At 42.2% G+C, this 15437-nt stretch carries 8 protein-coding genes, 1 tRNA gene and 1 pseudogene; 7 read left to right on the top strand and 3 right to left on the bottom strand.

Features of this window, described 5'->3' with window-relative positions; translation table 11 throughout:
• Window positions 1-12: 12 nt before the first annotated feature.
• Both DK857_RS08180 and pepA read right to left on the bottom strand, forming a co-directional pair.
• Window positions 13-462 (bottom strand): DNA polymerase III subunit chi, encoded by a 450-nt coding sequence (locus DK857_RS08180; protein WP_109401961.1) that lies wholly within the window; start codon window positions 460-462, stop codon window positions 13-15.
• Between the two features lie 105 nt (window positions 463-567).
• The gene (pepA, locus tag DK857_RS08175; protein WP_088493953.1) at window positions 568-2076 is read right to left on the bottom strand and encodes a leucyl aminopeptidase; all 1509 of its coding nucleotides are present in this window, start codon (window positions 2074-2076) and stop codon (window positions 568-570) included.
• A gap of 286 nt (window positions 2077-2362) precedes the next feature.
• Here pepA and lptF point away from each other — a divergent pair, with 286 nt between their 5' ends.
• Window positions 2363-3460 carry an LPS export ABC transporter permease LptF gene (gene lptF, locus DK857_RS08170; RefSeq protein ID WP_088493952.1) on the top strand — a complete coding sequence of 366 codons (1098 nt, stop codon included), beginning with the start codon at window positions 2363-2365 and terminating at the stop codon, window positions 3458-3460.
• Window positions 3460-4539 (top strand): LPS export ABC transporter permease LptG, encoded by a 1080-nt coding sequence (lptG, locus tag DK857_RS08165; protein WP_109394624.1) that lies wholly within the window; start codon window positions 3460-3462, stop codon window positions 4537-4539. Before lptF ends, lptG begins: the two co-directional genes overlap by 1 nt.
• A gap of 67 nt (window positions 4540-4606) precedes the next feature.
• Here lptG and ampH read toward each other — a convergent pair whose 3' ends face one another.
• Window positions 4607-5836 (bottom strand): D-alanyl-D-alanine-carboxypeptidase/endopeptidase AmpH, encoded by a 1230-nt coding sequence (gene ampH / locus DK857_RS08160; RefSeq protein ID WP_109401960.1) that lies wholly within the window; start codon window positions 5834-5836, stop codon window positions 4607-4609.
• Between the two features lie 1509 nt (window positions 5837-7345).
• On the opposite strand from ampH, the gene DK857_RS08155 reads away from it, so the two are divergent.
• The 5 genes and pseudogenes from DK857_RS08155 to DK857_RS08135 all read left to right on the top strand — a co-directional run bounded on the left by DK857_RS08155 (window position 7346) and on the right by DK857_RS08135 (window position 15409).
• Window positions 7346-7430 (top strand) — tRNA-Leu (locus DK857_RS08155).
• Between the two features lie 182 nt (window positions 7431-7612).
• A pseudogene (locus tag DK857_RS08150) lies at window positions 7613-8711 on the top strand (tyrosine-type recombinase/integrase); the annotation flags it as partial.
• A 201-nt stretch (window positions 8712-8912) separates the two neighbouring features.
• A complete protein-coding gene (hsdR, locus tag DK857_RS08145; RefSeq protein WP_109401959.1) occupies window positions 8913-12431 on the top strand; it encodes a type I restriction-modification system endonuclease in 3519 nt (1172 codons plus the stop codon).
• Window positions 12432-12503: 72 nt separating this feature from the next.
• Complete coding sequence (locus DK857_RS08140; protein ID WP_109401958.1) at window positions 12504-14099, top strand: N-6 DNA methylase; 1596 nt, start codon at window positions 12504-12506, stop codon at window positions 14097-14099.
• Window positions 14090-15409 (top strand): restriction endonuclease subunit S, encoded by a 1320-nt coding sequence (locus tag DK857_RS08135; protein ID WP_109401957.1) that lies wholly within the window; start codon window positions 14090-14092, stop codon window positions 15407-15409. Before DK857_RS08140 ends, DK857_RS08135 begins: the two co-directional genes overlap by 10 nt.
• The last annotated feature ends 28 nt before the right edge of the window (window positions 15410-15437 follow it).

The following is a 15437-nucleotide window of genomic DNA, read 5'->3' as shown; positions in this document are numbered from 1 at the left end:
TTCTTTACGTATTCAATAGGTTGGCGGCGTAGCCATTGTCAAAGTAAAGCCGACGCTACGATAAATTTTATATCGTTCACGCGCCAACTGTTTCAATTGTTCATCAATAGGTACAAAGTCTATCACTTCATGGAAAGCTGTGGCAAAGTCTACGAATTGCGATTGCAAATTAATCAAGAGATCACGAGGTGCATTACCACGTTTTCCAGGCCAACATAATTCAACAGGAGAGCCATAACGAGGGCCTTCACCTGCAAGATTATGAGGAACAAACTGATGAGGTTCTCTTGTCCATAATGCCTCATCAAGCAATTCAGCTTGAGCCTGAGACTCACAAACCAACAAAATACGTTTGCCTAATCGCCAATGTTCAGCGGTAAGTTGACAGGCAAGCCACTCATGAGCCTGTAAATCTTCGTGTATTGATGGGTGTTCCATTAAATAAAACGTGGCGTTTTTCATGATATCCCGATAACAGAAGGGTATTGCGTTGCAATACCCTTCTTGGAGTCTGCTCTATTTACCATAATAATAGGGTAATACCTTAACCCTGATAATTATGCGGTATTAATCGTCGCTATTCAAACCCGCGCGATTGAGTAAGAACTGAGACAATAAAGAAACAGGACGGCCTGTTGCGCCTTTTGCTTTGCCAGAACGCCATGCGGTACCTGCAATATCCAAGTGAGCCCAGTTATATTTAGTCGCAAAACGCGCTAAGAAACAACCGGCAGTAATTGCACCACCTAAACGGCCACCTGTATTTGCTAAGTCAGCAAAATTAGATTCGATTTGTTCATAGAACTCATCGCCTAATGGTAAACGCCAAGCGCGATCACCTGCTTGCTCTGATGCATTCATTAACTCATGTGCTAACGGATTATGATTAGACATTAATCCGCTGTAGTGATGACCTAAAGCCACCATACAAGCGCCTGTTAATGTTGCGATATCGACAACTAATTCAGGCTCGAAGCGCTCAACATAAGTTAACGTATCACACAGCACTAAACGGCCTTCAGCATCAGTATTTAATACTTCAACGGTTTGGCCTGACATGGTTGTTAAAATATCACCAGGGCGATACGCTTTTCCACCCGGCATGTTTTCACAGCCTGCAAGTACGCCAATAACGTTGATTGGCAACTGGAGTTCAGCCACAACACGCATCACACCGTAAACCGTTGCTGCACCACACATGTCGTATTTCATCTCATCCATGCCATCAGCAGGTTTGATAGAAATACCACCAGAGTCGAATGTCAGTCCTTTACCTACTAATACGATTGGGCGTGCTTCAGGATCTTTATTGCCTTTATATTCGATAATCGACATTAAAGATTCATTTTGAGAGCCTTGTCCTACCGCGAGGTAAGCATTCATATTGAGCTCTTTCATTTGTTCTTCGCCAATAACACGCGTAGATACATTTGAAGATGAGTCTGCTAATTGACGAGCTTGAGACGCTAAATAAGCGGCATTACAAATATTAGGTGGCATGTTAGCTAAATCTTTACATGCCTTAATACCTGATGCGATGGCTAAACCGTGTGCAATTGCGCGTTCACCACTTGGGAGTTCACGACGAGTAGGTACATTAAAGACCATTTTACGCAATGGACGACGTAATTCTGTTTTATTGCTTTTCAGTTGATCAAAGGTATAGAGGCAGTCTTTTGCAGTCTCAACCGCTTGACGTACTTTCCAGTAATTATTACGACCTTTAACATGCAACTCAGTCAGAAAGCATACAGCTTCCATCGAGCCAGTTTCATTGAGAGTGTTAATGGTTTTTTGAATGATCTGTTTATACTGGCGTTCATCCAATTCACGCTCTTTACCGCAACCAATCAGTAAAACGCGCTCAGAGAGAACATTTGGTACATGATGTAACAGCAATGATTGTCCGACTTTGCCTTCCAGTTCACCTCTGCGTAACAGGGCGCTGATATAGCCATCACTGATTTTATCAAGTTGCTCCGCGATCGGAGATAAACGACGAGGCTCAAACACCCCCACGATAATACAAGCGCTGCGTTGTTTCTCTGGGCTGCCGCTTTTTACATTAAACTCCATGCGTTCTCCTGAATATTAAAGACAAAAACGGAAAGTATCGTTTAGAATAGTGATCCGCATTAATCTACCCCATAGAAAGTTTACTTTTTATGTTAAGCTAAATGCATTAATTGAACACAACTAATTTAGCTAACTTATAAGCTTGTTCTTATTGGGAACCTGTTTATAGCATGTTTTGATATCATTTGGGCTGCAAGAATGTCTAACTGAGATGCACAAATGATAGATATACAACGAAGTTAGCGATTTTCCTGCAAAAAGACAAGTTTTCACAGGCATAACTAGCGTGATTATAATTCGATATTTAGCTCGGGAAACCCTTAAAAGTCAGATAGCCATCTTATTTATTTTGATGCTTATCTTCTTTAGCCAGAAACTGGTTGAAATTTTAGGGGCTGCTGTTGAAGGTAACATTCCTACAAACCTCGTGATTTCTCTGCTGTGGCTGGGAATTCCTGAGATGGCACAGCTTATTCTTCCATTAAGCCTTTTTCTTGGCCTTCTGATGACTTACAGCAAACTTTATGTTGAAAGTGAGATAACCGTCATGAATGCGTGCGGGATAGGTAAGAAAGCATTAGTGCAAGCTGCACTGTTGCTCTCACTACTGACCAGCGCATTAGCCGCAGGAAATGTCATTTGGCTGATTCCTTGGTCTTCGGTACATCAAGAGCAAGTCCTTGAGGATGCTAAAGCAAACCCAAGTTTAGCTGCATTGATGGAAGGGCAATTTAAAATGTCCAGTGACCGCAATATGGTGCTCTATCTTGGTAGTGTAAAAGGAAATCAATTCCAAGATGTGTTCCTTGCACAGTTGCGTCCAACGCAAGATCAGCGTCCTTCTGTCGTAGTGGCAGATAAAGGTTATACCAAAGAATTACCTAACGGGAATCAGATAGTCGTATTAAGTGAGGGAACTCGCTATGAAGGTACGGCTGTATTACGTGATTTTCGTATTACTGATTTTAATGACTACCAAGCTGTTATTGGGCACCGTGAATCTACTATTAGCAGTAACCGTGTAGAACAAAAAACGATGACTGAGCTTTGGCATTCTAATGAAACAGAGTCTATTGCTGAATTCCATTGGCGCTTAACCTTGATTTTCTCTGTTGTCATTATGGCTGTGATGGTCGTACCTTTAAGTGAGGTAAACCCGCGCCAAGGCCGTGTATTAAGTATGCTACCTGCCATGCTGCTTTATTTGGTGTTCTTCTTATTACAAAGTTCATTGCACTCTAATGGTGAAAAAGGAAAACTGGATCCGCTAATTGCAATGTGGAGTGTTAATGGCGTTTATCTTGCCTTGGCTATCTTATTGAATGTTTGGGATACCTTGCCTATGCGTAAATTCCGTGCTCGCTTTAAGAAAGGAGTTGCCTGATGTTTGGTGTATTAGATAAATATATCGGGCGTACTATTTTACAGTCAATTTTGATGACGTTATTTTTGCTGGTTTCACTCTCCGGCATTATCAAATTTGTTGATCAACTCCGTAAAGTAGGACAAGGGGATTTCACCACACTGGATGCGGGTATTTACGCCATTTTAAATATCCTTAAAGATGTGCAGATCTTTTTCCCCATGGCTGCGTTACTCGGCGCATTATTAGGATTAGGTGCATTGGCAACACGTAGTGAGCTAGTGGTGATGCAAGCTTCAGGGTTTACCCGTTTGCAAATTGCAGGCTCTGTGATGAAAACCGCGATCCCGTTAGTACTGTTAACCGTACTGATTGGTGAATGGGGCGCACCACAAGGTGAGCAATACGCACGTAACTATCGCGCTGAAAAAATCATGGGTAATTCTTTAGTTTCTACTAACCGTGGTATGTGGGCTAAAGATGGCAATCAATTTATTCATATCAACAGAATAAAGAGCCAAAATGAGATGCAAGGTATCACTCTGTATAATTTTAGTAATGATAGAAAATTAGAAACAGTACGTTATGCATCAAGTGCAATCTATGATGTGGATAAAAAAACGTGGATGTTGAAACAGGTTGATCAATCTGATTTAACTGATCCACAAAAGATTACAGGTAAAAAACAGGTATCACTTGAGTGGCCAACTCGATTAACGCCAGAAAAATTAAGTGTTGTGGCGTTAGATCCGGATGCATTATCGATCAGCGGACTCTATCAGTACGTTAAATATTTAAAACAGAGTGGGCAAGAATCAGCAAACTATGAGCTGAACTTTTGGAAAAAAATCTTTGCTCCAGTCTCTGTTGCAGTAATGATGTTGATGGCATTGTCATTTATTTTTGGCCCATTACGTACAGTACCAATGGGATTAAGAGTCTTAACGGGTATCTCTTTTGGCTTCTTATTCTATATCGTCAATGAGGTTTCAGGGCGATTAAGTCTGGTTTATGGCATACCGGCAGTGATTGCAGCATTAGTACCGGGAATACTCTTCCTAACATTAAGTTTATGGTTATTGATGAAGCGTAACCGCTAAGTAATATCAGCCAAGAAAAACAAAAAGCGCCTTACAAGGCGCTTTTTTTATCGTTATTGGATTGCGATCACTGATAAAAATCTTTTGCTAGAGCACGAACAAGAGCATTAGTCCCCTGAGTGACTTCACTAAATTTAGTGCCGTTAGGTTTACGGGTGATCACCACAAATACACCGATATTTAATTCGGGAATGGTTGCCATATAAGTATTAAAGCCACCGCCGCCGCCAGTTTTTTGGTAAATCGCTGGAACGCCATTGGTTGGAGCCATATAAACCCAGCCTAAACCTACACCATCAGCACGACCTGCAACGTCCATACCTTCTATTGAAGAGAGTCGATTACGAGGAAAGTAGACAGACTGCTCTTTACTTGCCGTTGCTTTTCGCATGGCATTATGAGAACTCAAAAAGCCTTGCATCCAACGTTGCATATCGGCTGGTGTTGAGTACACACCGCCACTTCCGGCTGCTGCAATGGTGTCAGAGCATGGGCTTGGTTTATATCCTACTAATAGTCGTTGGCATTGTTCTGGAGTCGGCGTCAACGTGGTGCTAGTCATACCCGCAGGTCGAGTGACATATTGTTGTAAAAGTTGAGGATAACTTTTACCAGATGCTTTCACTAAGGCATCCGCTAATAGATCGTAAGCTAGGTTTGAATAAGCGGCTTGATCCCCAGCTGTTGATGTCAACGTTGCTTTTTTCAACCAGTTCCAGCGGTCACCATGTGTTGGCCATATAAAAACAGGCCTTCCCCATTTTCCTCCAGGTTGTTCTCGTGGGAAGCCACTAGTATGGCTTGCTAAATGATAAAGACGGATAGGGGATTGAGCGCTAACTAATGGGATATTTACGCCGTAGTAGCTGTATTTTTGTAGTGGATCGGTGACTAATAATTTTCCATCATCTTGTAACTTTAACATCACTTCACTGGTCATCAGCTTTGTGATAGAAGCGATACGGATCAGTGAGTTCATTGATGGTGTATTGCGACTTTCAGGTGTTGTCGTCCCAAAAGAACGGTTCAAGGTTTGAGAGTTATTGATCATGACAATAACCATGCCTTGAGGATTACTTTTTTGATAAATCTGTGAAGCGTATTTATCAAACAACGCACTTGCATTACGTACATTAGGGCTTAATGCTGTAGGCCATTGCGTCAGTTCAGGCACATTGTTCTGTTGATTTAACATAGACGGTTGTGTCGCTGGTGGTAATGACGAACGTTGGCTACACGCATTCAATGTCAGTAAAGCGACAGGGATCATAAGATACTTTAGAAAATGTTTTTTCATTTTTACTTTCAACAGAAGTCAGTGAGGTGAAAGGAATGCGATCAACATAAGATTATTTATGTTTTAATTTGGTGCCTTTCTTATCGCGCTATTTTTTCTTTATCATTTTTAATACGGCACCTAAGATAATACCAACAAATATGCCCGTTATAATCCAGCCAACAATGCCCATAACACCGCCTTCTAATCAGTTTTAAACCAAATTTTGATTATATTATCAGAAATAAGAATGTCTATCAGTGCAATAGTCAGTTATCAAAAAGTTGACATCAAATGTGTCAAATTGTCTCTAAGAAAAAGATAGTGAAGAAAAATTGCATCATAAAAAGACATTCCCCTCATATTTCTCCTCTAAAAATGAGGTAAGTATTACCGTTAAGTTACAATTTCTCTCGGTTTACCTTAGTTTTTAACCCTATTATTAGCTTTTCTTTATTATTAAGTTAGGATATGTATATCAAGAAAATGTTAACGAACGGTGTTATAGTCTTATATTTATTACTTTTACAGTTTATTATTCTGATATTTATTGTTTTTTGATTTTTTATTGAAATTTTATAAAGATAATATAAGAGTGTGTCATATTTTGTAATAATTTACTGATTGTGGGATTGTGAAATTAAATTTATTATAGCTTCATCAAGTCGAGAGACTGAGAATATAAGAGTTACAGAGCAAAGATAACACAGCAATAATAGAGTGAAGTAATAAGAAGGCATATTATCAAATAGCCTCTTTAATAATAAATAAGTTATATATTAGTAGTAATATTTCAACACCATTATATTAAATAGTAGCACCTTCATTAAAGCAGTAAATAAGTACCTTTATATTAGATAGCAATACCTTCGTTAAAGTAGTAAATAAGTACCTTTATATTAGATAGCAGTACCTTCGTTAAAGCAGTAAATAAGTACCTTTGTGTTAAATAGTAATTTCCTATGTAGTAGTAAGAATTACCTTGTTAAAGTAGTAAATCCTTTATATCAATAATATGTAGTATAGATAAAGAAGTAAATTATATTAATAAAACATAACTACCTTCTTCCTCACACCAGGGAAGAAAAGGGCAATGACATGATAAAAATAACTTATAGTCATTAAAATAAAATTAAGCCCTCTATTAGCAGTACTGTTGGATCAAAACACTAACCCAAGTTTTGATCCTTTTTTTATTTATCGTTATATAATTTAAAATATATTGTTTAGTTAAATTAGTTTTAATGAATTTATATAATGATGGAGTGATCTTAAAAAGAAGAAGTAATAAGAAATAAAAAATAGAAATAAGATAATAAATAAATTTAGATACAAGATAATTGATTTATTGATACAACACGATTAAAGCATTAACGATAGATACCTTGATGTAACCTATAAATCGTGTTTTATGATAACAATAAACCCTAAATGCACTTTTTTTCGCCAATCAAACTGAAAACTAACAATAATTGTTGCGAGGGTTGTTCACGCAAGTATAATGGACAGGTTTTCCAGACACACTTCAGTGCCGGAGTGGCGAAATTGGTAGACGCAGTTGATTCAAAATCAACCGCCTTCGGGTGTGCCGGTTCGAGTCCGGCCTTCGGCACCAAAAATCAGACGCTAAAAGCGTCTTTTTTTATGCCTGAAATTTATGGTTTGTGGGGTGTTACCCCTCCACTTAGCCTTCCTCGCTATACTAAAATCAACTCACATCAAGTATCTGCTGTTGCATGTTGTGGGTATAAGCGTTTTGGTATTTCTCGATTCGATAATAGTTTGTACCAACGGCTCAAAATGTTGGTGCTGGATGTTTACCCTGATATTTCACTTGCAGATGCCAGAGAGAAAGTTAATTGCTAATGGTTTTGATCCCAATGAAAAATGCAAATAAGTGAAAGAAGAGCAACAAAAAGAATTTGATACATTTGAGAGAGTTGCTCGCGATTGGCACGCAACGAATAAGAAGCGGTCAGAAGGCCATAGCCATCGAGTCCCCAAAAGCCTTGAGGACAATATCTTTGCTGCTATTGGTAAACGCAATATTGCTGAACTGAAAACTCGCGATCTACTCGAACCCATTAAAGCCGTAGAGATCTTTGGACGTCTTGAGGTTGCGGCACGTTTACAACAGCGTGTGACAGCCATTATGCGTTACGTAGTACAAAGCGGTTTAATCGATTATAACCCCGCGCAAGATATGGCGGGTGCAGTTGCGACAGGTAAACGAGTTCACAGAGCGGCATTAGAACTTAAACGCTTACCTGAGTTCTTACAACGCATCGATGATTATAAGGGAAGGCCTTTAACTAAACTTGCAGTTAAACTTACCTTGTTAGTTTTCATTCGTTCTAGTGAACTGCGCTTTGCTCGTTGGGATGAAATCGATTTTGAAAATGCTATGTGGACGATCCCCGCTGAACGCGAAGCGATAGAAGGGGTTAAACACTCCCATCGTGGATCAAAAATGCGTACTACTCACTTAGTCCCTTTAAGCCAACAAGCCATTGAGATCTTAAAACAGATTTATCAATTCAGTGGCAACCACGAGCTGATCTTTATCGGCGATCACAACCCTAGAAAACCGATGAGTGAAAATACGGTAAACAACGCATTACGAGTGATGGGCTATGACACAAAGACGGAAGTGTGTGGGCATGGTTTCAGAACGATGGCGTGTAGCTCGTTGATTGAGTCAGGGCTATGGTCGAAGGATGCGGTAGAACGACAAATGAGCCACCAAGAACGCAACTCAGTAAGAGCTGCTTATATTCATAAGGCGGAGCATATTGAGGAAAGACGCTTGATGGTGCAATGGTGGGCTGATTATTTGGATGCGAATAGGGGGAAAGCGGTAAGTCCGTTTGATTTTGCTAAGTTGAGTTCTGGCTGATTAAAAGGGATACAGTAAGGCATGCATCTGGCATGCCTTACTTTTTGCTAATTGTGATATTTGTAGGAGCATAACTCAGCCTACAAATTTCTATAATTGCTCGAGTAATCGGTGAATGATAAGATATCTTTATCTTTGTTTTCTAACAGTTTGACTTAACTGCTTTGCTTCCTGTGATACTAAGCAGAACATGGAAGGCGCATGAATAAATCCAACTTCGATTTCCTGAAAGGCGTTAATGACTTCATTTACGCTATTGCCTGTGCAGCAGAAAATAACTACCCAGACGACCCTAACACCACACTTATAAAAATGCGCATGTTTGGCGAAGCTACAGCCAAACACCTGGGTATGTTATTGGATATACCTCCTTGCGATAACCAGCACGACCTGCTGCGTGAACTGGGTAAAATTCCTTTTGTTGATGACAGCATACTCTCGATTTTCCATAAGCTACGCCGCATCGGTAACCAAGCGGTCCATGAATACCATAATGATCTTGATGATGCACAGATGTGCCTACGGCTTGGTTTTCGTTTGAGTGTTTGGTATTACCGTCTGGTAACTAAAGATTATGACTTCGCGCTTCCAGTATTTGTTCTGCCTGAAAGGGGTGAGAGTCTCTATCATCAGGAAGTTTTGATTCTCAAGCAGCAACTGGAGCAACAGGCAAAAGAAAAAGTACAAAGCCAGGTCGAGATAAATGCGCAACAGCAAAAAATGATTGCGCTGAACGGCTATATTGCCATTCTTGAAGGCAAACAGCATGAAACAGAAGAGCAGTCCAAAGCGCGTGTTTCCGCCCTAGAAGCACAGTTAGCGGCAAAAAATGCAGAGCTGGCGAAGCAAACGGAGCAGGAACGGAAGGCTTATCATAAAGAGATAACCAACCAGGCAACAAAACGCACACTGGATCTGAGTGAAGAGGAAAGTCGTTTCCTGATCGACGCTCAACTGCGTAAAGCTAAATGGCAGGCTGACAGTAAAACATTACGCTTTTCTAAAGGTGCCCGCCCTGAGCTTGGTGTAAATAAGGCGATTGCTGAGTGGCCAACCGGTAAAGATGAAAATGGTGATCCAGGCTTTGCAGATTATGTATTGTTTGTCGGACTCAAACCTATTGCCGTCATTGAAGCCAAACGTAAAAATATTGATGTTTCTGGCAAACTTCCTGAATCCTATCGTTACAGTAAATACTTTGATAATGCCAACTTGCGTAAAGTACTACTTGAGAACAATTCACTTGATGAGGTTCGCGAAGCAGTTCCAGAGTATGAAGTTAGTTGGAAGGACAGCAGCGGTAGTCAGCGATTCAAAATTCCCTTCTGCTATTCGACCAATGGGCGTGAATACCGAGCGGCAATAAAAACAAAAAGTGGCATTTGGTATCGTGATGTTCGTCATCAAGCCAATATGCCCAAAGCCCTACCAGAGTGGCATCAGCCAGAAGAACTTATGGCCATGTTGGGCTGCGATCCACAGAAGCAAAATCAATGGTTTGCTGATAATCCGAGTATGAGCGAATTGGGGCTTCGCTACTATCAGGAAGATGCTGTTCGCGCGGTAGAGAACGCGATTGTTGCAGGGCAACAAGAAATTCTTCTGGCCATGGCAACCGGTACTGGGAAAACTCGTACTGCTATTGCGTTGATGTTTCGTCTGATCCAGTCCCAGCGCTTTAAGCGGGTGTTGTTTCTTGTTGACCGCCGCTCACTCGGTGAACAGGCTCTGGGGGCATTTGAAGATACACGTATCAACGGAGACACTTTTAACAGTATTTTCGACATCAAAGGTCTGACGGATAAATTCCCTGAAGACAGCACTAAAATTCATGTTGCTACAGTCCAATCACTGGTTAAACGAACTCTACAGTCAGACGAACCGATGCCGGTGGGACGTTATGACTGCATCGTGGTGGACGAAGCGCATCGTGGTTACGTTCTTGATAAGGAACAAACTGAAGGTGAACTGCAGTTCCGCAGTCAGCTAGATTATGTATCGGCCTATCGTCGTATTCTCGACCATTTCGATGCAGTAAAAATTGCCCTTACCGCCACCCCAGCCATACATACAGTTGATATCTTCGGCGAACCGGTTTATCGCTATACCTACCGTACTGCTGTGATCGATGGTTATCTTATCGATCAGGACCCGCCGATTAAAATTACTACCCGCAATGCCCAGGATGGTGTGTATTTAGCGAAAGGTGAACAAGTGGAGCGTCTGAACCCGCAAGGTGAAGTGATCAACGACACACTGGCAGACGATCAGGATTTTGAAGTTGCAGATTTTAACCGAGGTCTGCTTATCCCTGCTTTTAACCGTGCAGTTTGCGGTGAGCTGACTAAATATTTGGACCCGACGGGTCAACAAAAAACATTGATCTTCTGTGTCACCAATAGCCATGCAGATATGGTAGTAGAAGAACTACGTATAGCATTTAAAAAACAGTACCCGCAGTTGGAACATGATGCAATCATCAAGATCACCGGCGACGCTGACAAAGATCCGAAGAAAGTGCAAACGATGATCACACGCTTCAATAAAGAGCGTTTGCCAAATATTGTTGTCACGGTTGATTTGCTGAGCACTGGCGTAGATATTCCGTCGATCTGCAACATCGTGTTCCTGCGCAAGGTAAAAAGTCGCATCCTCTACGAGCAAATGAAAGGCCGTGCTACTCGTCTTTGCCCGGCGGTGGGTAAAACCAGCTTCAAGATTTTCGACTGTGTGGACATCTATAGCACGCTGGAAAGTGTAGACACGATGCGTCCGGTGGTGATCCGCCCGAAGGTGGAACTGAAAACGCTGGTCAACGAAATCACTGACTCCGAAACATACAAAATTACCGAAGCGGACGGTCGCAGCTACGCCGAGCACAGCCATGAACAGTTGATCGCCAAACTGCAGCGTATTATCAGTCTGGCAATGTATAACCGTGACCGAAGTGAATCAGTGGATAAGCAGATCCGCCGACTGGATGAACTCTGTCAGGATGCCGCTGGAGTCGGTTTCGGTAGCCTGGGAATGCGCTTGCGTGAAAAAGGGCCACAGTGGAGTGCAGAAGTATTTAATAAGCTACCGGGATTTATCTCTCGGTTGGAAAAATTGAAGGCTGATATTAATGCTCTGCGCGATGCGCCTATCTTCCTCGATATTGATGACGAGGTGATCAGTGTGAAATCCTTGTACGGTGATTATGACACACCGCAGGACTTTCTGGACGCGTTTGATGAACTGGTCGAACGAGCCAAACTAGCCCCTAATGCTCAGCCTGCGCTTCAGGCTGTCATCAATCACCCAAGGGATCTCACCCGCAAAGGGCTTGTTGAGCTACAAGAATGGTTTGACCGCCAGCACTTCGAAGAATCGTCATTACGTAGCGCGTGGAAAGAAATACGCAATGAGGATATCGCCGCAAGACTTATTGGTCATATTCGTCGTGCAGCTGTCGGTGATGCGTTAAAGCCGTTTGATGAACGAGTCGATCATGCTTTGGAACGAATTAAAAGTGAAAACGACTGGAACAGTGAACAGAAGGCTTGGCTCGACCGTTTAGCTACCGCATTGAAAGAGAAAGTCGTGCTTGATGACGATGTGTTTAAAACCGGTAATTTCCACCGTTACGGCGGTAAGGTGATGTTGCAACGCAATTTTGATGATGGTCTCGACAGCGTGCTGGGCAAATTTAGTGATTACATTTGGGACCAGCTGGCTTGACGCGTTATCATCTACGGCAATTAAATCTTTTGCGGTCCTAAATGAGGGCCGCTGCTTTTTAGGAAATTAAACATGAATAATAACGATCTGGTTGCTAAGTTATGGAAACTTTGTGACAACTTGCGCGATGGCGGCGTTTCTTATCAAAACTATGTCAATGAACTCGCCTCGCTGCTATTTCTTAAAATGTGTAAAGAGACCGGCCAGGAAGCGGAATATCTGCCAGAAGGTTACCGTTGGGATAACCTAAAATCCCGTATTGGTCAGGATCAGATGCATTTTTACCGTAACCTACTGGTTCAACTAGGTACAGATGAGAAAAAACTGGTACAGGCGGTATTCCATAATGTCAGTACCACCATTGAGCATCCGAAACAGCTGACTGAACTGGTTAGCTATATGGACTCGCTAGACTGGTATAACGGCTGTGATGGCAAATCTCGCGATGACTTCGGCGATATGTACGAAGGGCTGTTGCAGAAAAATGCCAACGAAACCAAATCCGGTGCAGGTCAGTACTTCACTCCACGGCCGCTGATTAAAACTATCATTCATCTGCTGAAGCCACAGCCACGTGAAATTGTCCAGGATCCAGCGGCGGGCACGGCGGGCTTTTTGATTGAAGCTGACCGCTACGTAAAATCACAAACTAACGATCTGGACGATCTTGATGGCGATACTCAGGATTTCCAAATTCACCGTGCCTTTATCGGCCTTGAGCTGGTGCCGGGTACCCGACGTCTGGCGCTGATGAACTGTCTGTTGCACGATATTGAAGGCAATCTCGATCATGGTGGTGCTATTCGATTGGGTAACACGCTAGGCAGTGACGGCGAAAATCTGCCAAAAGCACACATTGTCGCCACCAACCCCCCATTTGGTAGTGCGGCGGGCACCAATATTACCCGTACCTTTGTTCATCCAACCAGCAACAAACAGCTGTGCTTTATGCAGCACATTATCGAAACGCTGCATCCTGGCGGCCGTGCTGCAGTGATTGTGCCAGATAACGTGTTGTTTGAAGGTGGTAAGGGTACTGATATCCGTCGTGACCTGATGGACAAGTGCCATCTGCACACCATTTTACGTCTACCGACCGGTATTTTTTATGCGCAGGGCGTAAAAACCAATGTTCTGTTCTTTACTAAAGGTACAGTGGCAAATCCTAACCAGGATAAGAACTGTACTGACGACGTCTGGGTGTATGACTTGCGTACTAATATGCCAAGCTTTGGCAAGCGTACGCCATTTACCGAGCAGCACCTACAGCCGTTTGAAACCGTCTACGGAGAAGACCCGTATGGCTTAAGCTCACGCACTGAGGGGGATTGGAGCTTTAATGCCGAAGAGAGCGAAGTCGCCGACAGCGAAGAGAACAAAAATACCGACCAGCACCTAGCCACCAGCCGTTGGCGTAAGTTCAACCGCAAGTGGATCCGTACCGCCAAATCTGATTCACTGGATATTTCTTGGCTAAAGAATAAGGACAGCATCGATGCCGATAACTTGCCTGAGCCGGATGTGTTAGCGGCAGAAGCGATGACCGAACTGGTACAGGTGCTGGGCGAGCTGGATGCGTTGATGCGTGAGTTAGGTGCGGATGATGTGGCCGATGCACAGCGCCAGTTGCTGAATGAAGCATTTAGTGAGGTGAAACAATGTCTTTAGGATATATTTCCGGAACATTGCCTTCTGAATGGGAAACTCCATTTTTAGTTGATCTAGTTTCACCTAAGCAATGGAAAACAATTCCAACCAAAGAATTAACTGATGATGGTTACATAGTCTATGGCGCGAATGGAAAAATAGGTTTTTACAATAAATATACTCACGAATCAGCGACACTTATGATTACTTGTCGTGGGGCAACGTGTGGAAACCTACATATATCAGAGCCGTTATCATATATTAATGGTAACGCGATGGCATTAGATAACCGGCCAACAAACTACTTAAACATTAAATATTTAAAATATTCACTTCAGGCAAGGGGGTTGCAAGATACAATCTCAGGCTCTGCACAACCTCAAATTACAAAGCAAGGCTTAGAAAAAGTTCAAATTCCATTACCTCCACTTGCTGAACAAAAAATCATTGCCGAAAAACTCGATATCCTGTTGGCACAGGTAGACAGCACTAAAGCACGTCTTGAGCAAATTCCTCAAATCTTGAAACGTTTTCGCCAAGCGATTCTGGCAGCAGCTATAAGCGGAAAACTGACTGAAAGCTGGAGAAATGAACAAGGTACCAATTTCTCTAAATGGGAAAATACTTTTTTCGAAAATATTTGTACTGAGATCACTGTCGGCTATGTAGGAAAAATGCTTGATAGGTATCAAAGTGAAGGTATTCCTTTCTTAAGATCTCAAAATGTAAGGGAATTTAAATTTTCGGATAAAAATTTATTATATATTACAGAATCTTTCCACAAAGAAATTTTCAAATCTCGTTTAACACCCGGAGATCTAGCCATTGTTAGATCAGGTGCACCGGGTACCACTTGTGTAATACCTAATTCATTGCCAGTGGCAAATTGTTCTGACCTTGTAATTGCACGCCCTTCAGAAAAACTGAACTCATCTTTTGGCTGTATTTTTATGAATTCTAATGTTGCGAAAGCAAATGTATCAGAGAATCGTGTAGGTATAGCCCAGCAGCATTTTAACGTTGGTTCTATGAAAAAAATGCCAATACATCTACCACCTATCTCAGAACAACAAGAAATCGTCCGCCGCGTTGAGCAACTCTTTGCTTATGCCGATACCATCGAAAAACAGGTCAACAACGCCTTGACCCGCGTCAACAACCTCACCCAGTCTATTCTGTTGAAGACATTTCGCGGTGAGTTGACCACTCAATGGCGCGCAGAAAATCCGGACCTGATTAGCGGTGAAAACAGTGCAGCTGCGTTGCTGGAAAAGATCAAATCCGAACGCGCTGACAGTAGTAGTAAAAAAGTCTCACGTAAAAAGGCATAACCGGTAAACGCTCCCGACAATGTGTCAG

The organism is Proteus terrae (genome assembly GCF_003144325.1).
Taxonomy (GTDB): domain Bacteria; phylum Pseudomonadota; class Gammaproteobacteria; order Enterobacterales; family Enterobacteriaceae; genus Proteus; species Proteus terrae.
The sequence above is the reverse complement of the archived record's forward strand: the minus strand, read 5'-3'. Positions and strand labels throughout refer to the sequence as shown.

Coding starts and splice junctions, on each gene's coding strand:
- DK857_RS08180 (WP_109401961.1), bottom strand. CDS start 462: ATGAAAAACGCCACGTTTTATTTAATGGAACACCCATCAATACACGAA.
- pepA (WP_088493953.1), bottom strand. CDS start 2,076: ATGGAGTTTAATGTAAAAAGCGGCAGCCCAGAGAAACAACGCAGCGCT.
- lptG (WP_109394624.1), top strand. CDS start 3,460: ATGTTTGGTGTATTAGATAAATATATCGGGCGTACTATTTTACAGTCA.
- ampH (WP_109401960.1), bottom strand. CDS start 5,836: ATGAAAAAACATTTTCTAAAGTATCTTATGATCCCTGTCGCTTTACTG.
- hsdR (WP_109401959.1), top strand. CDS start 8,913: ATGAATAAATCCAACTTCGATTTCCTGAAAGGCGTTAATGACTTCATT.
- DK857_RS08140 (WP_109401958.1), top strand. CDS start 12,504: ATGAATAATAACGATCTGGTTGCTAAGTTATGGAAACTTTGTGACAAC.
- DK857_RS08135 (WP_109401957.1), top strand. CDS start 14,090: ATGTCTTTAGGATATATTTCCGGAACATTGCCTTCTGAATGGGAAACT.